We start from the raw sequence: 23857 nt of genomic DNA, 5'->3' as shown, positions 1-23857 counted from the left end.
TGAATTCTTGATAATTTTTTAATTCACTCTTTTCAATCCCATTCTTTCAGCCTTCTTCATTACAAAATCAAATGCGGCTTGGTATTCATTTGGGATTTCACCTTCTAAAATTGCTTCTTTTACAGCTTCTTTTAAAATACCAATTTCACGTGAGGGTTTTAAATTGAATAGCTCCATAATTTCTTCTCCGGTAATTGGCGGTTGAAAAACCCGAACTTTGTCACGTTCCTCTACTTCAACTATTTTTTCACGAACAGTCTTGAAGTTGTTATGATATTTCTGAAACTTTTTAGGGTTTTTGGTGGTAATATCGGCTTCACACAAAGTCATCAAACTCTCTACATCTTCACCAGCATCAAAAACTAATCTACGTACAGCACTATCAGTAACTATATCTTGAGCCAAAACGATAGGTCGTGAACTCATAATAACCATTTTTTGAACAAATTTCATTTTATGGTTTAATGGCATATGTAATCGTTCAAAGATTTTCTTAACCATTTTTCCACCTAAAAATTCGTGACCATGAAAAGTCCAACCTTGTTTTTTATGAAATTTTTTGGTTGGAGCTTTACCAATGTCGTGTAATAATGCACTCCAACGTAACCAAACATCGTCAGTATTGGGACAAATATTATCAACTACTTCTAACGTGTGGTAAAAGTTATTTTTATGAGTATGACCTTCTACTTCTTCAACATTGTTTAAAGCAGTTAATTCTGGAAGAATAATATCAAGTAAGCCAGTTTTATGAAGCAATAAAAAACCGACAGATGGTTGGACTGATAGTAATATTTTGTTGAGTTCGTCAACAATTCTTTCTCCAGAGATGATTTTAATACGTTCTTTATTTCGAGTAATAGCTTCCAAAGATTCTGTTTCAATTTCAAAATGCAATTGAGAAGCAAAACGAATAGCACGCATCATTCGCAATGGATCGTCAGAATAGGTAATATCTGGATCAAGTGGTGTACGGATGATTTTATTTTCTAAATCAGAAACACCATTAAAAGGATCTACCAATTCACCAAAATTATCTGAATTTAAAGAAAAAGCCATTGCGTTGATTGTAAAATCCCTACGATCTTGATCGTCTTTTAAAGATCCGTTTTCTACCAAAGGTTTACGACTATCAAAGTTGTAGCTTTCTTTACGGGCACCTACAAATTCAATATCCATATCTTCAAAACGAAGCATAGCAGTACCATAGTTTTTAAAAACCTGAACTTTAGGGTTATGAGGAATTAATTCAGATACTTTTAAAGCCAAATCAATACCGCTGCCTACTGCTACAATATCTATATCTTTTTTATGCTCTCTTTGTAATAAAATATCACGAACAAAACCACCAATAACATAACAATCAACGTTAAGTGATTTAGCTGCTTGCGATACAATATCAAATATTTTATGTTCTAAATGTTGCTTGTAGTTCATTATAATAGTCTAAGGTTTAAAGTCGATTTCAGAGACTTTAAACTAGAAATAAAATTTACTTACGAATAATTTTCACTTGACAATCATTTGTTAATTTAATGATAGTAGAAGGCTTATCGCAAATTTTATCGTGGTGCAAATTTACTACATAGTCAACACCTTTAATAATTTCAGGCGATATTTCTTTAAAAGATTTTGGTGTAGGTTCTCCAGAAATATTTGCTGAGGTAGAAACTAGTGGTTTTTTCATTCGTTCCATTAGCTTAAAGCAAAATGGTTCTGTTACCATTCTAACCCCAAGAGTTTTGTCTTCGGCTATTACATTATCAGCCACATTTCTTGGATTGTCAAGAATTAAAGTAGTGGGTTTTTCAGATAAATCGAGGATTTGCCAAGCTACTTCTGGAATTTCCTTGAATATATTGTACATCATACGGTCACCATTTGTAAGTACAATCATACTTTTAGTTTCTTCACGTTGCTTTAGTGCAAAAATTTTCTTGATCGCTTCTGGATTTGTAGCATCACAACCTATTCCCCAAACGGTATCTGTTGGATAAAGAATAATTCCTCCATTTTTAATGACTTCGAATGCGTTGTGAACTTCTGTGTTGATGTCCATTTTATTGTTTTTTTACAAATATAAATCAAACTGTAAAAAAATCAATCAGTAAGGTGTAATAATCAAAGATGTGATTTCTGTATTAATTAAGGGTTGAAAAGAAATTTTAATGCAAATAAACCAATACTGACTTATTAGGTTCGTGTTAAGTATTTTTTTAAATTTGATGCCTATTCTAAATTTTTAAATGAACAACATTTTAGTTTCAATTATCATTCCTGTCTACAATGTAGAAAAATTTATTGTGGAAACTATTGAAAGTGTTCTAAATCAAAATTTTAAAGGGATAGAGCTTATTTTGGTTGACGATGGTTCTACTGATAACTCTTTAAAATTATGTGAACAATTTTTAGAAAAGGATTATAATATTACACTTTTAAGGCAAAAAAATTCAGGTGTTTCAATAGCAAGAAATAATGGATTGAATCAAGCAAAAGGTAAATATATTTATTTTTTAGATTCAGACGACACTATTGCTACTGATTTTATTAAAACCTCTTATGAAATTGCTAAAAAAGGAGATTGCGATATAGTAGTTGTTGGAGATTATTATTGTAATCGCATTCAAAATGTTTTTGTGTTGCCTACATGTGCTTTGTTTCTTAAGCTAGACTTTTTAGAAAATCATCAAGACATAAGATTTCCTGAAAAAATTCAGCCTTGTGAAGATGGATTGTTTTCTCATCAATTATTAGTCTTAACAGATAAAATAGGAATCAATCCTGCAGCTGAATATTATTACAGGGAGCATGAAAATCAAAATCATCTAATGATAAACAATCAGGCAGAAAAATTACTAAGACAGATACCCGAATGGTTTAGAATATTAATTGATTTTTATAAAAGATATAATTTATTTCAAACTCATTCTATAGATCTTGCTCGTTTTGTTGAGCATGAACCTTTTGAATTGAGATATCTTTCAATGCCTTTTAATTTGAACCAAAAAAAGGAATTACATCAGTTAATAAAAGACTTTGTGACCAAAGAGATATTTCCTTTTATGTCGAGAAAGCAACAAAAAAGATTGAGTTCTTCTTTCTTGTTGTTTGTAAATTCTAAAAATTCTTTGGAATTCGATAGAAAGTATATACTTAAACTTAGAAAAGAGAAAATTATCTGTAAAGCTAAGTTGATACTAATAAATACCATTCCTTTTCGGAAAATTAGAAAAAGTCTCAGAACGCAATTGAAGGAAAAGTACAATAAATTGCAGATCTCGTCTATTTAGAGTGAATAAAAAAAGTTAATTAACCTATGAGAATATTATATTTCTATCCAGAGAATCCGTTATTAAAAAACCAAGGAAATAACGCTAGGGCGTTGTCCTTGCTTAATTATTTTAAAAATAGAAATATAACGGTTGATTTTGTTGGAGTTGCTGAAGATAAATTTAAACAAGAAGATATTATAGAAATTGAGAAATCAGGATTAATAAAAAAAGGGTATTTGCTTAATTGTTTCAAGAGAAGTAAGCATCAGCTTAAGTATTTTTTTTGCTTTTCATTGCCAAATAAAATTTTTAAGAAAATTAAAGAGTTCGATAGAATTCGTTTTGGACAGAAAGAAAATTTTGAAACCATACTAAAACAAAATCAATATGACTACATTATCATATCTTATGTTTATTGGGCAAATTTAGTTAAAAACAGAAGTTTGTGTAAAAATGCTAAATTACTAATAGATACACATGATTTTTTAACTTCTCAATTTCAAGAATCTAAAAACTTTAAACTAGGAAAATGGTTTGAAAAGGAAATTTCAATTTTAAATACTTTCGATAAGATTTTGGCAATTTCTATTGAAGAGCAATTTGTTTTTTCTCAGTTTATAGATAAAGAAATTAAAATAGTGGCTCATACTTTGTCTAATAAATCTTCTTTAAAAACAGATCCAACTTATGATATTGTATATGTAGCGAGTGATAATGATCATAATAAAAAAGCTGTAAAATGGTTTTTTGATAAAGTATATCCTTTGTTGCCTAAAAATTTAAAAATATGTGTTGTGGGGAGGATATCAAATTATATTGATGATTATCCAAATGTAGAAAAAAATGTATTTGTGGAAGATTTAGACTCTGTTTATTCCGCTTCAAGAATTGCTATTTGTCCGATGCTTAGCGGGACAGGTGTAAAAATAAAAGTGATAGAAGCTATGTCTTTTGGTTTGCCTATTGTATGCAATGATAGAGGTGTTGATGGATTAACCAATAAAACACACAATGGATGCTTAGTTACAAATAACGAAGTAGAGTTTGCTCAAAATATAGAAAAACTACTTTCAGATAGTAGTTACTATGACAAAGTTTCGACTGAAGCTAAAATCTATTTTAATGAAAATCATAATCAAGATACTGTTTACAAGGAACTTGATAAAATTTTTAATTTATAAGTCTATGATAGTTTCGTTTAATTTTTCTTTTGAAAATGGATAAAGACTTTTTTCAGAATTATTAGACAATAGATTCCAGTGAGATTTGTTTGAATATGTATTAATAATTCTTTCAGCAAATTCATTTGTATCGTCTGTGATATCAGCATTAATTTTATCTATTAAAAACATACCTTCAGCTCCAATTGATGTGGTTACCACAGGAAGATAAAATTCAAATGCTTGGCCAATTTTCCCTTTAACACCAGCGCCATAAGTTAGTGGTGCAACCATTAATCTTGAATTAAAAAAATAAGATTCAACATTTTCAACAAAGCCAAGAAAATGAAAATTTGGATGATTTATAGAATCAATACATTCTTTAACATTACCAATAATGTTAACATTGATTTCAGGGAGTTTTTTCCATACAAGAGGCATTATTTTATTGTATAAATAATGAACAGCATCTATGTTTGGGGTATGTGCAGAACCAATGAAAAGAATATCTTTTCTTTCTTCAAAAGTTGGAACAGAATGCTTATCTACTTTAGGGTAGTGAACATTTGAAATAATTATAATGTTGCTTTCTGGAAGATATTTATGCATAAAACCTTTTTCTTTTTCAGAAATAGCAACAACAATATCAGCCTTTTTCGCTAACTGCGTTTCAATTTTGAAGTATTTATTATATCTTTTTTTTAAGGAAATTTTTGAAGGATTTAATTCTATAGCCCTTTTGTATCGCAAAAAATGGATATCCACCATATCAAAAATAGATTTGGCGTTGGGAAATCTTTTTGAAAGATTTTCAAGATGAGTTTTTAATGTGTTAGGGCCATAGAACCATATGTAATCTATAGTTTTTATTGATCCTAGAAAGGTAGTTAGATTTTTAAATTTATTGGATTCAACATAAACAATGATTCCTAAATTTTTATAAAATTGAACATATTTGTCGTTCTCAAATACATTTTCGACAGAGAGAATACAATTGTAATTTTGATTTTTAAATGCTAAAATTATTTCCAATAACCGATTAGATCCTGAATCTTTATCATGGGTTGGTAGTGCTCCAGAAACAAAAACAATGGTTCTTTTATCTGAATCAAAGAAATTCAAATTAGGAATGTTTTCTGTTTTTAGTTGTTTTAGCTTTTCTTTTTTATGGAAATATTTTTTTATTTTTTTTACAACTCCCATATTTTTTGTTTTTGTTTTAGTGAACTTGATAAATGAGCTCCTTTAATTAAAACGAAAAATAGTGGCCAATATTTCGATTTAAAAAGACTACTAAAAAAGTAACGAATGCTTAAAAAAAGCAAGAAAAACTTGTGCCAAAGGTAGCCATAATGTTTTCGAATTATATATAATAAAGAGATTTTTAATTCTGTTTTTATGGCTATTGATTTTGGAGTACTTGCTCCATGATAATGGATAAATTTTGCATCAGGAATGAGATAAGCAAATTTGTTTATTTTTTGTAAACGTTTACAAACATCAGTTTCTTCATAATAAAGAAAAATGTTTGTGTCAAATCCTCCCACACTATTAAAATCTTTTGATCTTACCATCATAAAGCTACCTGATACAAATTGACCTTGTTGTGGTTTTGTGTATTCTTTTTTTCTGTTAGGGTATTTTTCTGAATTTATTTTTTCAAGAATTGAACGTCCAAATAATTCTTTGATAGGTGAGGCAAAATGGTCGAGAGTAGGTAGTAGTTTTCCATCTTCCTTATAACACATTGGACCACAAATTCCATATTCATTATTATTTTCCATATGATTGTAAATAATCCCCAAACAATCATTGATGAAAATTGAATCGTTATTTATAAAAGCATAATATTTAGCATTGCTAAATTGAACACCGTGCATATTTCCTCCTCCAAATCCCGTGTTTATTTTGCTTCTAACCAATTGAAGATTACTAAAAGAAATTGATTTTATCTTTTCAGATAATTTTAAAAAATCTTCTTTTTCTGAAGCGTTGTCAATTACAATGATTTGATAATTAAGATTTTTTTTACTCTTTTCAATTATACTATTAATACAATTAATTGTGTAATCACTAGAATTGTAATTGATTATAATGGCTGCTATATCAAACATCTATAAATATTGATTTATTCCTTTTTCAATAAATTTAATTTTCTTTTCCCTTACCTCGTCTTCAATGGCATTGTTTAGAGCAATGTGACTTTTATCTTGTTCCTTGTGATAAATGTGAAACGCAATACCGGCATGTTTTAATCTCTTGCCAACAATTCCAATATTGTGTAATCTTTGAATCATTTCAGAATCATCGACTCCCCAACCTACAAGACTTTCATTAAATCCATTGATTTTAATAAAATCCTCTCTCCAAAAAGACATGTTACAACCTCTTAATTTTTTAGAAATTGATGTATGTTCTTTTTCGAAATTCATAAAAAAAGGCATTCTTAGTGTACGAGTCCTTTTTTTAATTCCTTTAGAGAAAAAGCCAAAATGGGTTGTTTTATTTTTGAAAATATCTTCTAAAATTATTTTTTGAATATTTACTCTTGAACCAAAAAGATATTGCCCTTTTTTAGCAAAAGTTAAATGGTCTTTCACAAAATCTTTGTGCATGATTATGTCACCATCTATTTCGACGATATAATCGTATTTGGCTTTGGCAATAGCTTTGTTCATAATGGCTGGTTTTTGATTGCCATTATCTTCATGCCATATATGAACTAGAGGAATGGGGAAATTTTCTTGAAATTTTTTTATAAGTTCAGTAGTTTCAGGTCTTGATCCATCATCAGCAATAATAACCTCATTTGGCAATACACTTTGATTTTTTATGCTTAATAGCAGTAATTCAAGAGCTTGTGGCCAGTTGTATGTAGGAGTTACTAATGAACAAGTAGGTAAATGCATGCAATTTTTTGGTAAAAATAAGCAAATGTTTTCTTGAAAAATAATTTACATTTGTATTCCTAGTTTTAATACATGAGATATTCAATAAATCCTAAGTTTTTAGCATTAGAGAAACGATTGCTAACTATTATAAGCAACTTTGATAATCAAGGTGAAGTATTAGTAAAAGGACAAAGAAATTCTATAAAGTTATTTACAGAAGAAAATCTTGTTATTAATATAAAATCATTCAAAAAACCTAATTTAGTGAATAAATTTGTGTATCGTTTTTTTAGAAAATCGAAAGCACAACGCTCTTATGAATTTGCTTTAGAATTGCTTAAAAAAGGAATTGGAACACCAAATCCAATTGGATATTTTGAAAACAGAAGTCTTTTTACACTTCAGGACAGTTATTATGCTTGTGAGCATTTAAAATATGATTTGACCTATAGAGAACTTGTCGAAACTGATTATCCGGATGCAGATAATATTTTACGTCAATTTACACAGTTTACTTATATGATGCATCAAAAAGGAGTAGAATTTCTTGATCATTCTCCTGGAAATACATTAATCCAAAATAAAGGAAATGGGAAATATGAGTTTTTTTTGGTCGATTTGAATAGAATGAAATTTCATGAAAGCATTGACTTTAAAACTAGAATGAAAAACTTGTCTAAAATTACGCCTCATAAAGAAATGGTTGCTGTAATGAGTAATGAGTATGCTAAACTTTCGGGCGAAAGCGAACAACTTGTCTTTAATACTATGTGGCAACTAACCGAAGATTTTCAGTACCGTTTTTACAGAAAAAAGCGCATCAAGAAAAAATTAAAATTTTGGAAGAAGTAATCTTTATAATATAGTTTTATAGAAATCCTGTAATTTTTCTAACAATAACTCAAACGGATATTCTTCAAAATATTTGAAAGTTTCTACTTTGATTTCCTTCTCTGTGAATTGTTTGTATATTTCAGGTTTAAGATCTTTTAAATGGATAGAAATATTCTTTTCGTCTTCAAAAATCTGCCATGTTTCTTTATCTACCGAAGGGGAAAAGATTGAAAAAGTAGGAATATTTAATCCTTTTGCCATGTTTACCGCACCACCTTCATTACCGATTAAAGCATCGCAATGTGAAAGTAAGCCTAAGAATCCTCTGAGCTCTTTTGCATATAAATCAAATACTATATTCTGTTTCGTTTCGTTTTTACAAATGTCATAAATCTTTTGAGCATCTTCTTTTTGTGACGGAATGTAGTTAAAAAGTATTGTTGCGTTTGTTTTTGCTACTGTGAAATCAATAATCTGTGCCATTTTTTCAATTGGATAAGTTTTGTACCATTCGCTACCTAAAATTCCAAACATGAAAATTGGTTTGTCTTTTTTTATATCAAACTGTTTTAATAACGCTAATCCTTGGAGTTTTTCTGCTTCGGTTAAAAAAATCTTAGGTTTGTAATCTATAATTTCTTCCTTTATTAATGGTTTTAATAGAAGTAATCTATTAATGATGGCTAGGCCAATGTCTGATTTAGTACCAACTTCAACACGTTTAATATTATGATTGTAAAATAAGTTAGAATATCCTTTATCGTATGAAATTCGATATTTTGCTCCTGAGAAAAAGGTGATTAAATTACTTTCCAATTTACTGTAAACATCAATTACAGCATCATATTTCCTTTTTTTGATTGAGAAAATAAATTTAGCTAATGAAAGATAATTTTTCCTTACTTTTTCTTCCAAAACTATAACTTCGTTTATGTTTGGATTATTTTCTAAAATAGCTACACAATTTGCATAACACATATAATCAATTTTAGCATCAGGATAATATTTTTTTAAATTGTTGCTAATGATGGTACTAGTAAGTACATCGCCAATTCGCTTTTGCTGAATCACTAAAATTTTCATTTGTGTATGAGATGTTTTTTTAAATAAAAAAGGTACTTTTGAAAAGTCATCAATATTACAAAAAAATAATTAATGTCGAAGCTACCAATCTTAATGTATCATAATGTTACAGATGATGTTTCTAAGTCTATAGATTTAACTATTTCTAAAGAAAAGCTTGAGTCTCATTTCAAGTTTTTACATGAAAAAAAATATAAAACATTTCATTTTGATGAATTAGAAGGGATTACAAAATTACCCAAAAAAAGTGTTGTAATTACTTTTGATGATGTTACCGAAAATCAACTTGTTTATGCTGTTCCTTTACTTGAAAAGTATCAATTAAAAGCTTCTTTTTTTGTTCCTTTCTCATATGTTGGTAACTACGATTATTGGATTGAAGGGAAAGAGAAAATAATGAGTGTTGAGCAATTGAATGGATTAGATAGTAATCTTATTGAGTTAGGATATCATTCTTTTGAGCATAAGAAGTATGCATCAATGTCTGAAGAGGAACTAATGGTTGATTTTGAAAAATGTAATTCTTTTATAAAAGATAATGAACTAAAAATTAAACCTTTTTTAGCATATCCATTTGGTAATTACCCCAAAAAAAAGGATCAATTTGATATTTTTGAAAAAGTGCTCCAAGAAAATAATATAAAGTTTGGTCTTAGAATAGGAAATAGATTAAATAAATTTCCATTTAAAAATAATTATCTAATTAAAAGAATTGATATTAAGGGAGAAGATGGTTTATTTAGATTTAAATTAAAATTAAGAATAGGAAAGCTTAAGTTATTTTGATATAGTATGAAGATTAGTGGGTTAGTTATAACGTATAACGAAGAGAAGCATATAGGTAAATGTATTGATGCACTTAATAAAATTTGTGATGAAGTAATTGTGGTTGATTCATTAAGTATTGATAATACAGTAAAAATAGCAGAAGAAAAAGGTGCTAAGGTTATTTTGCAATCTTTTTTAGGAGATGGTCCTCAACGAATCCATGGGCTTGATTACTGTAAAAATAATTGGATTTTGAATCTTGATGCTGATGAAATTTTAGCTACTGATGCTGAAGAATTTATAAAATCTGGTAAATATGAAAATGATGAGTTCGATCACTATGCTTTTAGATTGTATAATTTTATGGGAGGAGATAAATTAATCAACTTTTCAGGTTGGTATCCAGATTATACAGTTAGGTTTTTCAATAAAAAAACTGCTTCACCATCAAATGACAGAGTCCATCAAAAAGTCTCTGGTTTGAAGAAAAAAGAACTTGAAGTTCATATAAATCATTACGCTTGGGAAAATTTTAATCAATTAATTGCTAAAAAGAATTTGTACTCTTCTTGGCATGCCCAACAACTTTATGATCAAGGAAAAAGAGTAAGGAGTTTTAAACCCGTTTTAAATGGCTTGGTAAGTTTTTTTAGACTTTATTTTTTTAAAAAAGGAATTTTTAAAGGCATTGATGGTATTACTTTCGCATTAATTCAGGCCTTTTCAACTTATATGAAATATGCTAAACTCATTGAAATTCAAAATAAAAATAGCTTTAAGTAATAAAATCAAATCCCAATTCGTTCTTAATTGGGATTTTTTATTGTAGTCAATAATTTAATTTTTTGATAGAGGTATTAAACCAAAACAATAAATTATAGTCCAATAGTTGATGTAGATGTTTTTTTCTAGATTCTAATTTAATGGTATTAATTGATTTTGGTGTATGAGTATAAGTGGATTAGTGATAACTTATAACGAAGAAAAAAACATTGGTAAATGTATTGATGCTTTGTTTAAGGTCTGTGATGAGATTATAATAGTCGATTCGTACAGTAAAGATAAAACTGTAGAGATAGCTAAAAGTAAAGGGGCTATAGTTGTTTTACAATCTTTTCTAGGAGATGGTCCTCAGCGTAAAGTTGGATTGCCATATTGCAAGAATGATTGGATTTTGAATCTTGATGCTGATGAGTTTTTAGACACAGATGCCGAGGAATTTCTTTTAAAAGGGAATTACCTAGAAGGAAATTACGACGCTTTTTCGTTTAGAGTAAAAAACTTTCTAGCAGATAAGCTGATTGATTTTTCAGGATGGTATCCAGACCATAAAGTACGTTTTTTTAATAAAAAGACTGCTTCTCCATCTGAGGCAAAAGTGCATCAGAAAATAGTGACTACTAAAGAGAAAAAAGTATCAGTTCACATATTGCATTATGGTTGGGATTCGTTTAATCAAATTATCGCTAAAAAAAATCAGTATTCAACATGGCATGCACAACAACTTTTTGATCAAGGAAAAAGAGTTGGGCCATTCAAGCCGATTATAAATGGATTGGTAGCATTTATACGTTGTTATTTTTTTAAGAAAGGGATTTTTAATGGTATAGATGGAGTAACAATTGCTTTAATTCAAGGTTTTTTCTCCCATATGAAGTATGCAAAGCTTATAAACTTACAAAATGAAGAAAAGAACTTATTAAGATTTTAATAAAGCATCTTAATTTCTTTGATTCCGTATTGTTTAACCAAATCGTTTTCGAGTATTATTTCTAGTTTTCCATCTTTGTTAACTCCTTGAATTATACCCATAAATCGTTCTCCTTGTTCGTTTTCAAATGCCATTGGAGTACCTTTTTTGTAAAGCCATTTGTGATAGTTTTCCCATAAATATGCTTCTTGATTAAAAAGTATTTTTTCAATATTGAGTTTTAGCTCTGTTACTATTTTGTTTAGTATATATTCAATGTCAAATTCTTTGTCAGTAATGTTTTTTAGTGAACTGGCCTTAGTTAAATCCTCAAATTTTGTTTGGTTTACATTTAGACCAATACCAACAATAGACTCAATTTTCCCTTTTTCTTTTATTAAACTTTCAATTAATATGCCAGCAATTTTTTTATTTTCTGACATAATGTCGTTTGGCCATTTAATATGCAAAGAAGGAATTTTTAAAGTTTTTAAGGCTTCAATGATACTCAATGCCACTGAAATATTTAGTAAAAACACACCTCTAATGTCGCTTATAGTGTTTGATATTAAAATACTGGTTATTAGGTTCTTTCCTGGCTCTGAAAGCCATTTTGCTCCTTGTTGTCCTTTCCCTTTATTTTGAGTTTCGGCAAGTACTACAGTGAAATTTTCTAGCTCCTGATTTTGTGACATCTTCTTCAAAAAATCGTTAGTAGAATCTATGGCATTGAGTTTGATTAATTTCATGTGTCAGAATTTGAAACGCTATCAGAAAAGTTACTTTAATATTAAGTTCAAAATAAAGACAAAAATCAATAACTTTGTGCAAAATATTTTTAAGATTTAAATGACGAAAAAAGAAGTAAGCAACGATATTTTATTAGCAAATATCATTAAAGGGATTGAAGAAGTTAAAGGTAACGATATAGATATTCTTGATTTAAGAGAATTGGATAATACGGTTTGTGATTATTTTGTAATTTGTAATGGTAATTCAAATACACAAGTGAACGCAATTGTAAATTCAATTCAAAAAGTAGTTTCAAAAGAACTCAAAGACAAACCTTGGCATGTAGAAGGAACAGATAACGGGGAATGGGTTTTAATGGATTACATTCACATTGTTGTGCATGTGTTTCAAAAACACATCCGTGAATACTACAATATAGAAAGTCTTTGGGGTGACGCAAAAATCACATCTATTGAAAATAAATATTAATTAAATATCTATGTCTAACGAAACAAAGCAAAACAATTTTAAGTTTAATCCTTGGTGGATTTACGGTATCATAGCAGCCATATTTGTTGTTATGTGGATATCTGGGCAATCACGTTGGGTTGAACCTTCAAAAACATCTATTTCTAAATTTTATGAGTATTTAGATGCAGGAGATGTAGATAAGGTCGAGGTAGAAAATGATAAATTTGTTACTGTATATCTTAAGGAATCAGCACTAAAAAAAGAAGCTTACAAAAAACTTCCCAAAGAAGATATTTTAGGAAATAAAAATCTGGGGCCTCATTATACTTTTCAAATAGGAACAGGTGATGAAAACTTTTCTAAAGATTTAAAAGAAGCAAAGACAAACAAAAAAATTACAGATTACGATTATAAAACATCTAGTGATTTTACTGATTTGTTGATCAATCTACTTCCAATAATTTTATTATTAGGTTTCTGGATTTTCATGATGCGTCGCATGTCTGGCGGAGGTGCTGGCGGAGGTGGAGGCCAAATCTTTAGTATAGGGAAATCGAAAGCTAAATTATTTGATGAAAAGAATGATGTAAAGACAACATTTAAAGATGTTGCTGGACTTGAAGGAGCTAAAGAAGAAATTCAGGAAATAGTTGAATTTTTAAAGAATCCTAAAAAATATACTGATTTAGGAGGTAAAATTCCTAAAGGAGCATTATTGGTTGGGCCTCCGGGAACAGGTAAGACATTGCTGGCTAAAGCAGTAGCTGGTGAAGCAAAAGTTCCTTTCTTTTCATTATCTGGTTCAGATTTCGTTGAAATGTTTGTTGGAGTAGGTGCTTCAAGAGTGCGTGATTTGTTTAAACAAGCTAAAGAAAAATCGCCAGCGATTATTTTTATTGATGAAATTGATGCTGTAGGTCGTGCGAGAGGTAAAAACAACTTCTCAGGATCTAACGACGAACGTGAAAACACATTAAATCAGTTGTTAACTGAAATGGATGGTTTTGGTACAGATACTAGTGTGATTGTACTTGCAGCTACAAATAGAGCTGATGTTTTAGACAAAGCTTTAATGCGTGCTGGACGTTTTGACCGTCAAATCTATGTTGATTTACCAGACATTAGAGAACGTAAAGAAATCTTTGAAGTGCATTTAGCGCCACTTAAAAAAGTTGAAAATTTAGATACTGACTTTTTGGCAAAACAAACTCCGGGATTTTCTGGTGCAGATATTGCAAATGTTTGTAACGAAGCTGCCTTGATTGCTGCACGTAATAATAAAACAGCTGTTGACAAACAAGATTTTCTTGATGCAGTTGATAGAATAGTTGGAGGACTTGAAAAGAAAAATAAAATTATTACTCCAGAAGAGAAAAAAGCTATTGCTATTCATGAAGCTGGACATGCAACTGTGAGTTGGATGTTAGAACACGCTGCTCCGCTAGTTAAAGTGACAATTGTTCCTCGTGGTCAAAGTTTAGGGGCTGCATGGTATTTGCCAGAAGAAAGACAAATTGTTCGTCCTGATCAAATGCTTGATGAAATGTGTGCAACCATGGGTGGTCGTGCTGCAGAAAAAGTAATTTTTGATAAAATTTCGACAGGAGCTTTAAGTGATCTTGAGAAAGTTACAAAGCAAGCTCGTGCAATGGTTACCGTTTATGGTTTAAATGATAAATTGGGTAATATTACTTATTATGATTCGTCTGGTCAAACAGATTATAATTTTTCTAAGCCTTATTCAGAAGAAACTGCTCGTACAATAGATCAAGAAATATCTGTAATTATTGAAGCGCAATATCAAAGAGCTATAAAGCTTCTTGAGGAAAATAAAGACAAGCTTAATCAATTAGCAAATATCTTAATTGAAAAAGAAGTAATCTTTAAAGATGATTTAGAAACAATTTTCGGAAAGAGACCTTTTGATAAGGTTTCGCATGAAGAAATTGTTTAAAACTTAGTTAATAAAATGCTTTAAAATCTTAACCTATTTCAAAAAAATGGGTTAGGATTTTTTTATCTTTGGTACATATAGCAATTAATATCCTTGGGATTCTAGGCGTATGAGTATATTTAAAAAAATATTTGGTTCAGGACATGATGCTTCAAACGATGCGGGAGAAAGTGAATATAATCCGTTTCAAGATTTACATTCACAATTGCCAGTAGATGAGCAATTCACGCATAATTTCAAGAAAAACGGAGGTAAGTTTTTATATTGTGAAAATGTTGCTGAACTTAATGAACAATTTGAAAATATATTGGAAGAAAATGATTGGTTTGAATCGGAAGCGATGTGTTTAGAGCCAAGATTATTCAAGATGCTAGAGGAAAATAATATTAAATATCAAAATGTTGTTAATCCAAAGTTTTTATTTGCTAGTTGCGAAAATTTAATTGCCGAGGATGGTTCAATACTTTTTTCTTCTAATCAAATAAAGCAAAACAAACCAAATCAATTGCCTGACAATATCGTATTAGTAGCAACTACCAGTCAAATTATTTTAAGTAAAAGTGATGGTTTGAGAGAAATTAAAAAAAGATATACTACAGATTACCCAACAAACATCACAAGTATTAAATATTTTGAAAAGGTTAAAGAAGAAGACTTTTTACACTACGGAAGTTCTCCAAAAAACTTATATTTGTTGCTGCTAGAGGATTTATAGGATGAATGAAAATGTTATACGTTCATTATCAGGGTTAGTTTATATTTTTCTACTGGTATCTGCAACGCTTTTTTCCAGAGAGACATTCTTGGCTCTTTTTGGACTTTTCTTATTACAAACGGTTAGAGAGTTCTCTTCTTTAATTAATTTGCCTAAAATGCCAGCGGTTATAGTTTCTGGTTTGATGTATTTACTATTTACTTTATTCGTAGAAACTACTTACTTCTTAGATTTTGGTTTAATTATAGCTTCAATGTTTGTTTCGATTCAGCTTCTTTTTTGGCTTTTTTCAGATAAATTCGAACATCAAGATTTACAATCAAAATGGGTGAAATTGATAGGATATATTACTTTGCCGTTTATACTCATAGCTAAAATTCCTTACGAGCAAAATCAATTTACGCCTTCAATTATAATTGCTATCTTTATACTTATATGGACAAACGATACTTTTGCCTACATAGTAGGTAAATCTATTGGAAAAAATAAATTATTAGAAAAGATTTCACCTAAAAAAACGATCGAAGGATTTTTTGGAGGAGTTGTTTTTGCGATTATAGCAGGAGTTATTATTGCTAAGTATTATATACACTCATCTATTCTTGTCTGGATTATAACTGCATTAATAGTCAGTGTTTTTGGAACCATCGGTGATTTAATTGAATCTAAATTCAAAAGATTGGCAAATGTTAAGGATAGTGGTAATATTATGCCAGGTCATGGAGGTATTTTAGATAGGCTAGATAGTATTATATTTGTAGCTCCATTTTTATTTTTATTTTATAAAATCATAACTTATGTTTCATAAAGAAGGATCAAAGATCATTTTAACAGCTTCGGTAATTGTAATTCTTTCCGTTTTATTAGCCGATAAATTTATAGATATTGCTTGGTTAAGAATGGCCATTCAAATTGTTGCATTATTTTTTTATGTAATGATTTTACAATTTTTTAGAAATCCTAATCGAACAGTAGCACCAAACGAGAATCAAATCGTTGCGCCTGTTGACGGTAAAGTTGTTGTTATCGAAGAGGTTTTTGAAGAAGAATATTTTAAAGATAAAAGATTAATGGTGTCTATTTTTATGTCGCCTATTAATGTTCATGTGACAAGATATGCAGTTTCTGGAAAGGTAAAGTATAGTAAATATCATCCTGGGAAATATTTAGTGGCATGGCATCCAAAAGCTAGTACCGAAAACGAACGTACATCTGTAGTAATTGAAAGTAAGGTTTTTGGTGAAATCATGTATCGTCAAATAGCTGGAGCTCTTGCTAAACGTATAGTAAATTACGCTGAAGAAGGAACTGAAGTTGTTCAAGGAACCGATGCAGGTTTTATTAAATTTGGATCAAGAGTAGATTTATATTTGCCTTTAGGAACAAAAGTAAATGTAAAGCTTAACGAAAAAGCTACAGGAAATAAAACAGTTATTGCAATTGGATAAATTGTATGTCTGAAAAAGATTTAGATACTTTATTTAAGGAAGCTTTTGAGAAAGCTTCTAATATGGAACAAGATTCTGTGCCACAGGATACTATGTTGCGTCTTTATGCTTATTATAAACAAGCAACACATGGTGCAATAGGAGCAAATCCAAATAGTTTCAATTATTACACAGGACAAGACGTTCGTGATGCTTTCAAAACAAATGCATGGCTTCAAATAAGTAATGTGTCTGAAGAAGAAGCAAAGCGTTGTTATATAAATTTAGTAAATGAAATTCTTGAAGGAAAGAATGAAAAATAATAAAATTTTATACATCAGTTTTATTGCTGTTTCTACATTAGTTTCTTGTAAAAAAGACACTTTGGTTGAAGTGGTTGACGTGCCAGATACTCCTATAGTTAAAATTGAACAAAAAGGAGGAAAGCCTTCAGATATTAAGGCAAATGAAGGGGCTTTTAGTCTTTATGCATTGCCTTTTGATTATAATGAATTAGAGCCAGATTTTGATGCTGCTACTATGGAATTGCATTATTCTAAGCATTATTTAGGATACGTAAATAATTTGAATAAGTCAATTGTTGGTACCAAGTATGAAATTTTAGAACTTGATCCTATATTAAAAAATTTAAATTTATCTGATGCCGTTATTAGAGATAATGCTGGAGGAGTTTATAACCATACTTTTTTCTTTGAAGCACTTGCGCCAAAAGCAGGAGGGGAACCATCAGGTAGTTTATTAGAGTCTATTAATAAGGATTTTGGTTCTTTTGATGAATTTAGAAGACAATTTGTAGAGACTTCTGTAAGACTCACAGGTTCTGGATGGACATGGTTGGTTTCAGATAAGACTGGAAAGCTTAAAATTGTCAGTTCTGCAAATAATGATAATCCGTTGATGAAAAATTTAGGAATTTCAGGTATTCCAATTTTGAATCTTGATATGTGGGAACATGCTTATTATTTAAAGTTTCAAACAAGAAAAAGAGAATATGCAAATACTTTTTTTAGTGTAATAAATTGGGAAGTAGCTCAAAAAAGATATGAAGCTTTTGGTAAATCTGCAAGAGTTGAAGTTACAGAAGGAACAACAACAACAACAGAAGCTCCAGTACAGCAAACTACTCAGCCTGTAAAACAACCGACCCCTGTGAAGCAACCAGAAAATAGTGTTGATGAGTTTCAATAAAAATTTATAAATAAATAAAAAAGCCATTCTTTTTAGAATGGCTTTTTTATTTAAACAGTTTATATTATTATACTGCTACGTTATATTCACGTAAAGCATCGTTTAATGATGTTTTTAAATCAGTTGATGGTTTACGTTTACCAATAATTAAAGCGCAAGGAACTTGGTATTCACCAGCTTCAAACTTTTTAGCATAGCTTCCAGGGATTACTACAGAACGAGCTGGAACAATACCTTTGTATTCTACTGGTTCAGGACCTGTAACATCTATAATTTTAGTTGATGCTGTTAAACATACATTAGCGCCCAATACAGCTTCTTTTTCAACACGAACACCTTCTACAACTATACAACGAGAACCAACAAAAGCACCATCTTCGATGATAACTGGAGCAGCTTGTAATGGCTCTAAAACACCACCAATACCAACACCACCACTCAAGTGAACATCTTTACCTATTTGAGCACAACTTCCTACAGTTGCCCATGTATCTACCATAGTTCCCTCATCTACATAAGCACCAATGTTTACATAACTTGGCATCATAATCACACCTTTTGAAATGTAAGCACCATGACGCGCTACAGCATGAGGAACTACACGAATCCCTTTTTCAGCATAACCTCTTTTTAGTGGAATTTTATCATGATATTCAAAAATACCAACTTCAAATGTTTCCATTTTTTGAATAGGAAAGTACATTACTACTGCTTTTTTTACCCATTCGTTTACCTGCCAACCTTCAGCTGTTGGTTCTGCAACGCGTAAAGTTCCTGCGTCTAGTAAATCAACAACTTCTCTAATCGCTTTTTGAGTTGCTTCTTCTTGTAATAAAGCTCTGTTTTCCCAAGCCTGTTCTATAATTGATTGTAACTTTTGCATAAAAAATCTATTTAGAGCAAAGATAAAGTTTTGAAAGTGCCAAAACTACTGATACACTAAAAAACTTGATTTTGTTAAAAAATGAGTATTATCAATCCCAATCAGCGGCAATAAACTTCATTTGCTGTTCTTTTTCATTGTATAAATAAAGGAAATGACCTTCAATTTTATAATGAGTTATTTTTTCTATTGCTTTTGAAAAGTCATTTTCAAGATTTTCAGGACAAAACATACGTGTACTTATCAGGTCAGAGAAAGTGACTTTACCATCATTGGAAAATTTGGCTTTCAATCTTATATTGTTGCAACCCATGTAAGCAGTACCAGATTCAGAATTATCTTCGCCTTGTATTGGAGAAAGATTTAATGCGGCTTTTTTTTCTATTAAAAATTCTTTGGTATAATCCTTAAAAGTAACCAACATCCATTGTCTTTTGTAATTTGTTGTTTTCTGTGAACTACAACCATTTAATAGTATAATAATAAATGCGGCAAGCAGAACTTGAATGTATTTATTTGTCTTCATGAGATTATATTTATAATATAAAATTATAAAGTTTTGATTTGATGATGAATATTAATTTAGAATATATTTCTATCGTCAGTAACCAAGGTTAGTTTTTCAAAAATGCTTCGGTCAAATTTTAAGCGACTGGCTTTTACAGCAATAGGGAAAAAATTATCTCCTTCCGAAATCATTTTTAAGGTATTATTGTTTTTCATTGTAAAATCAATTTTGCCATCGGCTATGTTATTTAGTTTTGCGATTAATGATACGTCTAGAGAAAAATCGGTTTCAATTTCTACAATTAAGTTTTTAGCAAATACAGTTCCTGTAATAATCAGGATATTATCACGATTGGCATTTTTTAACAATTGTGGGTTGGGATGTACAAAGTCAGCAACAGATAAATAACTTTCAATATTTCCTATCGCATATTCTTTTGTGATGGAATTATCATAACTAATCACTACTTTTTTTCCAGTTTTGACCGATGCAAAAATTTCAACATCTCCTAATCCTAACGAACTCAATATTTCTTCTAATAATGTAATTCCAATATTAAAACCATATTCGTTAGTGTTTGAAGTATTTACCGTAAGTGCTTGATTCTCTATTTCGATTAAAACTTCTTCACTTTTAAAAGCATGTTCTAGTGTTGCATAATACAGTTCAGCCTCGCTAAATGTTTTTTTTATCCATAATTGTAGGGGTTTGTGGTTTCGTATAGGTCCTTCAATTAGATCGTAGCCTTGATTGCTTAAGTATTGGGTAAGTTTCATAAATTATAGTTTTGTACGAATATACATATAATAACTATGAAGGGAAATGGTAATACTAAAATTAACAGTATATTTAAAAAGCAAAACTAAAGTTTTTTACGGTTGTAGTTTGTGTTCTTTGTTGGCATAGATTGTAAATTCATACGATATTAATCAATTTATTTTAGAAAATATCCAGCTCGATAATCTTGGATAACAAATTAAATTTTTACAAGCTAAATTCTCTTTGTCAGGATCAACAAGTTTTATATTAAGAAGTGATTCAATTTTTAATATTGATATTTCAAAAATCGAATAAAATCCTTCTTTAGAATCAATTAATTTGTTTTTTACTCTATGCTCTCCATTAATAAGATAATAGTTTGATAAGTAACAAAATGTCTTGTTATTATCTTTGTTTAAATAAGTTTTAAAAGAACTAATAGGTTGGAAATTTTCGTCTAATTTTATAACTTGTGATTTTAAATTATCAAATCCAAAATTTATTGTCATTAAATTTTTTTTAGAAAAATTGATTGAGCCAGCTCCCATATCAGAACTAATATGTATAAGACTATTATTAATTCTATCATAGATTAAAAAGGATTCAATTGAATTTGGTTTAGAAATATTCATTTTGGCTTTTTTTACATCATTAAGTCCATCAATTATCATAGAATTAGGTAAATAAACATAAACGTCAAACTCATTTATTGAGTATAAATGAATTAAACTAATATCAAGCTTTTTGTTATTTTTTGAATATAAGTCTATTATTTTTGAGCGGGAAGTATTTTTTAAATTATTTTCTCCAATAAAATATTTTTGTTTTTACTAGATATGTGAATTTTTACTTCACCATTGATCAGTTTTTGGTTTTTTAATATCGTTTCTAAAGTAGTTTGTGAAAAAACAGTATATACAATAAGTAAACTTGTGTATAAGATTAAGTTTTTCATATTTTATTTTTTAAAACCCTATAATGTCATTTTTTGTAGCTCTTATTCCATAAAAATTTAAAGGAGATTCTCCATTACAATTAGTTCTGTATTGTTTAATATGAAATGGTAAATTATCTTGCCTTATTACAAAATCAGAGTTGTAGTTTGTGTTATTTGTGGGCTCGGATTGTAAATCATAAGTGTTCGAAACCAACTTTTTTAATCTTATTAATATCAGTAACTTCTTCATTGTATAATATTTCGCTATCATTTGGATATTTACTTGATAAGATAATTTTATAATATTTTCCTATATACTTTTTAGGATTATCATGAACAATTTCATAGGTTTCATATCTCTTGCCTTTAAAATAAAAATAACCACTAATATCTTTAGAACTTCTATTTATGTTTCCGTTATTTACATAGCAAATTGTTTCAAATTCAATTTTTCTTCTCTCTTCTTTACATTTATTCAAACCTAAAAAGATACATAGAAATAATATAGTAATTATAAAAAACTGTATAACTTTAACTTTATTCATAAATACTTTATTTAGTTAATCAATCACTAGTTTTTTTACCTCTCAAAGATCACGCGAGCTTCCAGCTCGTGCACACAATTAAAATTAATGTACTTCAATTTCTGAAATTCAGCTAAAAATATTTTGTTTTAAAATTGACAAGAGCGAGACGCTCTCGCCAGCTAGGGGGGAACCGTTTTTAGAGGTAGTTTTAATTTAAAGCGGATAAATCAATTGTCTGCCCGGATTGGATATTATTCCAAATGATTAATAATTTATCACTATTTTTAGAGATCCACTCAAATACTTTTCTTTCATATTTTCTTTCAATTGAACCAGCTAAAATTCTAGGGTTATTAATACTAATACTTGCACCATGTATAGATTTTCCAATATCAACATGAATATGAGGTTCTCCATGATGTTCTTGATACATTTTTATTTTGACATTTAAATCCATTTTGAAAATGAGCTGTTTAATAACAAATTCTCCAGGATTGGATTTTTCATTAATCAAATCGATAAATTGAATTGACTTTTTTAATTGTAAAGCTTCTTGATATAATTTTTCAAGTATTTTTTCCATTAGTAATTGATAATTTAACGTAATTATATTGTGATATCTGAAGCCCACTCAGCTACGCAAAGTCTCCTGACTTAGAGTAAAGAATATATTTTGTTTTTTTAATTAGGCACGAGCGAGACGCTCGCGTCAGCTAGAGGTAGTATTATTTTTTGCTTTCAGCTTGTTAATTTTATTTTCGATTACTTGTATTCTTTCTTTTATTGACTGTGTTTCGCGATTCGTTTGTCCATTATTTTTTAGAATAACTAAAATTGTTATTATTAAAGATAAAACGGGAATCAAAATGCTTACAATGTCTTTAATGTTATTTTTTATTCTCGAATTTCTAGCGCGCAAATATTTTTTGTACGTATATGAAGAAATACCTTTTTCAGTAGCGCACAAGCCATTAACTCCATAATTATTATGATAAATTACTTCTTTTTCTATATATAGTAAAGAAGATATTTGATATAATTCCGTTCTATCACATTTTAATTTTTTACAAATCTCTTCGTATGATACTCCTGTAGCACTTTCTTTGATTTCCCTAAGATTAATAGCAATTGCTCTAGTCGCTAAAATTTCTAAAAGCTTATGCCTTTTTGTTTCCATAAAATCTATTCGTAAAGTTTTTCCAAACTGACACATAACTCAAAAATAGGTTAACCTATTCAATCGCGTTTACATTGCTTCTCCCAAATATAACGAAAATGATTGTTAAAATAAAGGTATTGTACTCTTGTGTTAGCTTCTTGAAAACAAATGTGATAATTTTATTTATCACAAAAAAAATATCACAAAGTAGTAATGGTGAACAACGATAAATAGTTCGTTACATTTACAAGGATTAACTTTTACAATATAAATGGCAATAGAAACCCATCCCAATTGGTTTTACGATTTTTCACCAATGAAAACCTTAGTGTTGGGGAGTTTTCCGCCCTATCAAAGCAAATGGTCATTTCCGTTTTACTATCCCAACAAACAAAATAGATTTTGGAAAGTCATGGCGCAAATTTCTGGGATAGAGTTGGTAGCTAATCTTTCCGATACACGCAAAGCTATTGAAGAACGTAAAGCGATAATGAGGAAACTTCATTTAGGTATTCACGATATCGCTTTGAAAATAAAAAGGAAAAACAATAGTTCGCTAGATTCGAACATAGAAATTGTCGAGTTTCAAGATATAATTTCAATCGTGAATAATCATCCAGAATTAGAGCAAATAGTATTACTTGGTTTCTCCGCCAAAAATAGTGCGGCTCAAAACTTTATAAAGTATACAGAAAAGCAAAAGCTATTTGCAAAGTATCCTATCGATTTTAAAATAGCCTCCGAAAGAAATTTTCATATTTACATCGACAAACGAAAAATAAATTGCATCATTTTAAATTCTACTTCCTCAGCAAGCCGAATTACATTAGAAGAGCTTGTTAGTCAATTTTCAAAATATATTAAAATGTAATTTTTTG

The 23857-nt window shown here is 29.5% G+C and carries 28 protein-coding genes; 14 read left to right on the top strand and 14 right to left on the bottom strand.

Translation table 11 applies throughout. The annotated features are described in order from the left end of the window. Positions 1-18 precede the first annotated feature (18 nt). Positions 19-1437 (bottom strand): CCA tRNA nucleotidyltransferase, encoded by a 1419-nt coding sequence (locus tag LJY17_RS06925; protein WP_264543116.1) that lies wholly within the window; start codon positions 1435-1437, stop codon positions 19-21. A gap of 55 nt (positions 1438-1492) precedes the next feature. Next, entirely contained in the window at positions 1493-2059 is a 567-nt protein-coding gene (locus tag LJY17_RS06920) for an L-threonylcarbamoyladenylate synthase (protein WP_264543115.1), read from the bottom strand. A 187-nt stretch (positions 2060-2246) separates the two neighbouring features. Between LJY17_RS06920 and LJY17_RS06915 the strand changes: the two genes are divergently transcribed. After that, on the top strand, positions 2247-3290 hold the full coding sequence (locus tag LJY17_RS06915; protein WP_264543114.1) for a glycosyltransferase family 2 protein: 1044 nt from the start codon (positions 2247-2249) through the stop codon (positions 3288-3290). A gap of 26 nt (positions 3291-3316) precedes the next feature. Further along, a complete protein-coding gene (locus LJY17_RS06910) occupies positions 3317-4453 on the top strand; it encodes a glycosyltransferase (protein WP_264543113.1) in 1137 nt (378 codons plus the stop codon). Here the strand turns inward: LJY17_RS06910 and LJY17_RS06905 are convergent. Genes LJY17_RS06905 through LJY17_RS06895 form a run of 3 tightly spaced genes read right to left on the bottom strand, consistent with a single transcriptional unit; the run spans position 4448 to position 7341 of the window. Then, a complete protein-coding gene (locus tag LJY17_RS06905; RefSeq protein ID WP_264543112.1) occupies positions 4448-5635 on the bottom strand; it encodes a glycosyltransferase in 1188 nt (395 codons plus the stop codon). The genes LJY17_RS06910 and LJY17_RS06905 overlap by 6 nt on opposite strands. Then, positions 5623-6546 carry a glycosyltransferase family 2 protein gene (locus tag LJY17_RS06900; protein ID WP_264543111.1) on the bottom strand — a complete coding sequence of 308 codons (924 nt, stop codon included), beginning with the start codon at positions 6544-6546 and terminating at the stop codon, positions 5623-5625. The genes LJY17_RS06905 and LJY17_RS06900 overlap by 13 nt, the downstream gene beginning before the upstream one ends. Further along, entirely contained in the window at positions 6547-7341 is a 795-nt protein-coding gene (locus LJY17_RS06895; RefSeq protein ID WP_264543110.1) for a glycosyltransferase family 2 protein, read from the bottom strand. It abuts the gene before it with no gap. Positions 7342-7413: 72 nt separating this feature from the next. Here LJY17_RS06895 and LJY17_RS06890 point away from each other — a divergent pair, with 72 nt between their 5' ends. Then, positions 7414-8175 (top strand): Kdo domain containing protein, encoded by a 762-nt coding sequence (locus LJY17_RS06890; RefSeq protein ID WP_264543109.1) that lies wholly within the window; start codon positions 7414-7416, stop codon positions 8173-8175. 3 nt (positions 8176-8178) lie between these two features. Here LJY17_RS06890 and LJY17_RS06885 read toward each other — a convergent pair whose 3' ends face one another. Then, positions 8179-9240 (bottom strand): glycosyltransferase family 9 protein, encoded by a 1062-nt coding sequence (locus LJY17_RS06885; RefSeq protein ID WP_264543108.1) that lies wholly within the window; start codon positions 9238-9240, stop codon positions 8179-8181. A 72-nt stretch (positions 9241-9312) separates the two neighbouring features. Between LJY17_RS06885 and LJY17_RS06880 the strand changes: the two genes are divergently transcribed. The 3 genes from LJY17_RS06880 (at position 9313) to LJY17_RS06870 (ending at position 11719) form a co-directional block, all read left to right on the top strand. Beyond that, on the top strand, positions 9313-10026 hold the full coding sequence (locus tag LJY17_RS06880; protein WP_264543107.1) for a polysaccharide deacetylase family protein: 714 nt from the start codon (positions 9313-9315) through the stop codon (positions 10024-10026). 6 nt (positions 10027-10032) lie between these two features. Then, entirely contained in the window at positions 10033-10791 is a 759-nt protein-coding gene (locus LJY17_RS06875; RefSeq protein WP_264543106.1) for a glycosyltransferase family 2 protein, read from the top strand. Positions 10792-10954: 163 nt separating this feature from the next. Then, the gene (locus tag LJY17_RS06870) at positions 10955-11719 is read left to right on the top strand and encodes a glycosyltransferase family 2 protein (protein ID WP_264543105.1); all 765 of its coding nucleotides are present in this window, start codon (positions 10955-10957) and stop codon (positions 11717-11719) included. Here LJY17_RS06870 and LJY17_RS06865 read toward each other — a convergent pair. Further along, on the bottom strand, positions 11716-12447 hold the full coding sequence (locus tag LJY17_RS06865; protein ID WP_264543104.1) for a biotin--[acetyl-CoA-carboxylase] ligase: 732 nt from the start codon (positions 12445-12447) through the stop codon (positions 11716-11718). The two genes, LJY17_RS06870 and LJY17_RS06865, sit on opposite strands and share 4 nt — an antisense overlap. 100 nt (positions 12448-12547) lie before the next feature. On the opposite strand from LJY17_RS06865, the gene rsfS reads away from it, so the two are divergent. The 7 genes from rsfS (at position 12548) to LJY17_RS06830 (ending at position 18206) form a co-directional block, all read left to right on the top strand. Beyond that, on the top strand, positions 12548-12919 hold the full coding sequence (gene rsfS / locus LJY17_RS06860) for a ribosome silencing factor (RefSeq protein ID WP_073311152.1): 372 nt from the start codon (positions 12548-12550) through the stop codon (positions 12917-12919). 10 nt (positions 12920-12929) lie between these two features. After that, a complete protein-coding gene (ftsH, locus tag LJY17_RS06855; RefSeq protein ID WP_264543103.1) occupies positions 12930-14855 on the top strand; it encodes an ATP-dependent zinc metalloprotease FtsH in 1926 nt (641 codons plus the stop codon). Between the two features lie 109 nt (positions 14856-14964). Further along, positions 14965-15570 (top strand): lactate utilization protein, encoded by a 606-nt coding sequence (locus LJY17_RS06850; RefSeq protein ID WP_264543102.1) that lies wholly within the window; start codon positions 14965-14967, stop codon positions 15568-15570. A gap of 1 nt (position 15571) precedes the next feature. Beyond that, positions 15572-16378, top strand: a complete 807-nt coding sequence (locus LJY17_RS06845) for a phosphatidate cytidylyltransferase (protein WP_264543101.1) — start codon at positions 15572-15574, stop codon at positions 16376-16378. Continuing rightward, complete coding sequence (locus LJY17_RS06840) at positions 16368-17018, top strand: phosphatidylserine decarboxylase family protein (protein ID WP_264543100.1); 651 nt, start codon at positions 16368-16370, stop codon at positions 17016-17018. Before LJY17_RS06845 ends, LJY17_RS06840 begins: the two co-directional genes overlap by 11 nt. A 5-nt stretch (positions 17019-17023) precedes the next feature. Further along, on the top strand, positions 17024-17320 hold the full coding sequence (locus LJY17_RS06835; protein ID WP_264543099.1) for an acyl-CoA-binding protein: 297 nt from the start codon (positions 17024-17026) through the stop codon (positions 17318-17320). After that, entirely contained in the window at positions 17310-18206 is an 897-nt protein-coding gene (locus LJY17_RS06830) for a superoxide dismutase (RefSeq protein WP_264543098.1), read from the top strand. The genes LJY17_RS06835 and LJY17_RS06830 overlap by 11 nt, the downstream gene beginning before the upstream one ends. Before the next feature lie 67 nt (positions 18207-18273). On the opposite strand, the gene LJY17_RS06825 is transcribed toward LJY17_RS06830, so the two are convergent. The 7 genes from LJY17_RS06825 to LJY17_RS06795 form a co-directional block, all read right to left on the bottom strand. Further along, positions 18274-19089, bottom strand: a complete 816-nt coding sequence (locus LJY17_RS06825; RefSeq protein WP_264543097.1) for a 2,3,4,5-tetrahydropyridine-2,6-dicarboxylate N-succinyltransferase — start codon at positions 19087-19089, stop codon at positions 18274-18276. A 91-nt stretch (positions 19090-19180) separates the two neighbouring features. Beyond that, positions 19181-19615, bottom strand: coding sequence for an META domain-containing protein (locus tag LJY17_RS06820; RefSeq protein ID WP_264543096.1), 435 nt, complete (start codon positions 19613-19615; stop codon positions 19181-19183). A 56-nt stretch (positions 19616-19671) separates the two neighbouring features. Further along, positions 19672-20373 (bottom strand): hypothetical protein, encoded by a 702-nt coding sequence (locus tag LJY17_RS06815; RefSeq protein ID WP_264543095.1) that lies wholly within the window; start codon positions 20371-20373, stop codon positions 19672-19674. 153 nt (positions 20374-20526) lie between these two features. Next, a complete protein-coding gene (locus LJY17_RS06810) occupies positions 20527-20988 on the bottom strand; it encodes a hypothetical protein (protein WP_264543094.1) in 462 nt (153 codons plus the stop codon). Positions 20989-21487: 499 nt separating this feature from the next. Then, entirely contained in the window at positions 21488-21838 is a 351-nt protein-coding gene (locus tag LJY17_RS06805) for a hypothetical protein (RefSeq protein ID WP_264543092.1), read from the bottom strand. Positions 21839-22028: 190 nt separating this feature from the next. Continuing rightward, entirely contained in the window at positions 22029-22403 is a 375-nt protein-coding gene (locus LJY17_RS06800; RefSeq protein WP_264543091.1) for a DUF4160 domain-containing protein, read from the bottom strand. Between the two features lie 126 nt (positions 22404-22529). Further along, the gene (locus tag LJY17_RS06795) at positions 22530-22997 is read right to left on the bottom strand and encodes a hypothetical protein (RefSeq protein ID WP_264543090.1); all 468 of its coding nucleotides are present in this window, start codon (positions 22995-22997) and stop codon (positions 22530-22532) included. A 253-nt stretch (positions 22998-23250) separates the two neighbouring features. Between LJY17_RS06795 and LJY17_RS06790 the strand changes: the two genes are divergently transcribed. Then, positions 23251-23850 carry a hypothetical protein gene (locus LJY17_RS06790; RefSeq protein WP_264543089.1) on the top strand — a complete coding sequence of 200 codons (600 nt, stop codon included), beginning with the start codon at positions 23251-23253 and terminating at the stop codon, positions 23848-23850. The last annotated feature ends 7 nt before the right edge of the window (positions 23851-23857 follow it).

This window comes from Flavobacterium hankyongi (assembly GCF_036840915.1).
GTDB lineage: Bacteria > Bacteroidota > Bacteroidia > Flavobacteriales > Flavobacteriaceae > Flavobacterium > Flavobacterium hankyongi.
The sequence above is the reverse complement of the archived record's forward strand: the minus strand, read 5'-3'. Positions and strand labels throughout refer to the sequence as shown.

What these genes read in the sequence shown, in the direction of transcription:
- LJY17_RS06845 (WP_264543101.1), top strand. Translation starts at nt 15,572, where the DNA reads ATGAATGAAAATGTTATACGTTCATTATCAGGGTTAGTTTATATTTTT.
- LJY17_RS06915 (WP_264543114.1), top strand. Translation starts at nt 2,247, where the DNA reads ATGAACAACATTTTAGTTTCAATTATCATTCCTGTCTACAATGTAGAA.
- ftsH (WP_264543103.1), top strand. Translation starts at nt 12,930, where the DNA reads ATGTCTAACGAAACAAAGCAAAACAATTTTAAGTTTAATCCTTGGTGG.
- LJY17_RS06805 (WP_264543092.1), bottom strand. Translation starts at nt 21,838, where the DNA reads ATGAATAAAGTTAAAGTTATACAGTTTTTTATAATTACTATATTATTT.
- rsfS (WP_073311152.1), top strand. Translation starts at nt 12,548, where the DNA reads ATGACGAAAAAAGAAGTAAGCAACGATATTTTATTAGCAAATATCATT.
- LJY17_RS06790 (WP_264543089.1), top strand. Translation starts at nt 23,251, where the DNA reads ATGGCAATAGAAACCCATCCCAATTGGTTTTACGATTTTTCACCAATG.
- LJY17_RS06810 (WP_264543094.1), bottom strand. Translation starts at nt 20,988, where the DNA reads ATGAATATTTCTAAACCAAATTCAATTGAATCCTTTTTAATCTATGAT.
- LJY17_RS06850 (WP_264543102.1), top strand. Translation starts at nt 14,965, where the DNA reads ATGAGTATATTTAAAAAAATATTTGGTTCAGGACATGATGCTTCAAAC.
- LJY17_RS06880 (WP_264543107.1), top strand. Translation starts at nt 9,313, where the DNA reads ATGTCGAAGCTACCAATCTTAATGTATCATAATGTTACAGATGATGTT.
- LJY17_RS06865 (WP_264543104.1), bottom strand. Translation starts at nt 12,447, where the DNA reads ATGAAATTAATCAAACTCAATGCCATAGATTCTACTAACGATTTTTTG.
- LJY17_RS06800 (WP_264543091.1), bottom strand. Translation starts at nt 22,403, where the DNA reads ATGGAAAAAATACTTGAAAAATTATATCAAGAAGCTTTACAATTAAAA.
- LJY17_RS06890 (WP_264543109.1), top strand. Translation starts at nt 7,414, where the DNA reads ATGAGATATTCAATAAATCCTAAGTTTTTAGCATTAGAGAAACGATTG.
- LJY17_RS06910 (WP_264543113.1), top strand. Translation starts at nt 3,317, where the DNA reads ATGAGAATATTATATTTCTATCCAGAGAATCCGTTATTAAAAAACCAA.
- LJY17_RS06835 (WP_264543099.1), top strand. Translation starts at nt 17,024, where the DNA reads ATGTCTGAAAAAGATTTAGATACTTTATTTAAGGAAGCTTTTGAGAAA.
- LJY17_RS06920 (WP_264543115.1), bottom strand. Translation starts at nt 2,059, where the DNA reads ATGGACATCAACACAGAAGTTCACAACGCATTCGAAGTCATTAAAAAT.
- LJY17_RS06825 (WP_264543097.1), bottom strand. Translation starts at nt 19,089, where the DNA reads ATGCAAAAGTTACAATCAATTATAGAACAGGCTTGGGAAAACAGAGCT.
- LJY17_RS06815 (WP_264543095.1), bottom strand. Translation starts at nt 20,373, where the DNA reads ATGAAACTTACCCAATACTTAAGCAATCAAGGCTACGATCTAATTGAA.
- LJY17_RS06900 (WP_264543111.1), bottom strand. Translation starts at nt 6,546, where the DNA reads ATGTTTGATATAGCAGCCATTATAATCAATTACAATTCTAGTGATTAC.
- LJY17_RS06820 (WP_264543096.1), bottom strand. Translation starts at nt 19,615, where the DNA reads ATGAAGACAAATAAATACATTCAAGTTCTGCTTGCCGCATTTATTATT.
- LJY17_RS06885 (WP_264543108.1), bottom strand. Translation starts at nt 9,240, where the DNA reads ATGAAAATTTTAGTGATTCAGCAAAAGCGAATTGGCGATGTACTTACT.
- LJY17_RS06925 (WP_264543116.1), bottom strand. Translation starts at nt 1,437, where the DNA reads ATGAACTACAAGCAACATTTAGAACATAAAATATTTGATATTGTATCG.
- LJY17_RS06840 (WP_264543100.1), top strand. Translation starts at nt 16,368, where the DNA reads ATGTTTCATAAAGAAGGATCAAAGATCATTTTAACAGCTTCGGTAATT.
- LJY17_RS06895 (WP_264543110.1), bottom strand. Translation starts at nt 7,341, where the DNA reads ATGCATTTACCTACTTGTTCATTAGTAACTCCTACATACAACTGGCCA.
- LJY17_RS06795 (WP_264543090.1), bottom strand. Translation starts at nt 22,997, where the DNA reads ATGGAAACAAAAAGGCATAAGCTTTTAGAAATTTTAGCGACTAGAGCA.
- LJY17_RS06875 (WP_264543106.1), top strand. Translation starts at nt 10,033, where the DNA reads ATGAAGATTAGTGGGTTAGTTATAACGTATAACGAAGAGAAGCATATA.
- LJY17_RS06870 (WP_264543105.1), top strand. Translation starts at nt 10,955, where the DNA reads ATGAGTATAAGTGGATTAGTGATAACTTATAACGAAGAAAAAAACATT.
- LJY17_RS06905 (WP_264543112.1), bottom strand. Translation starts at nt 5,635, where the DNA reads ATGGGAGTTGTAAAAAAAATAAAAAAATATTTCCATAAAAAAGAAAAG.
- LJY17_RS06830 (WP_264543098.1), top strand. Translation starts at nt 17,310, where the DNA reads ATGAAAAATAATAAAATTTTATACATCAGTTTTATTGCTGTTTCTACA.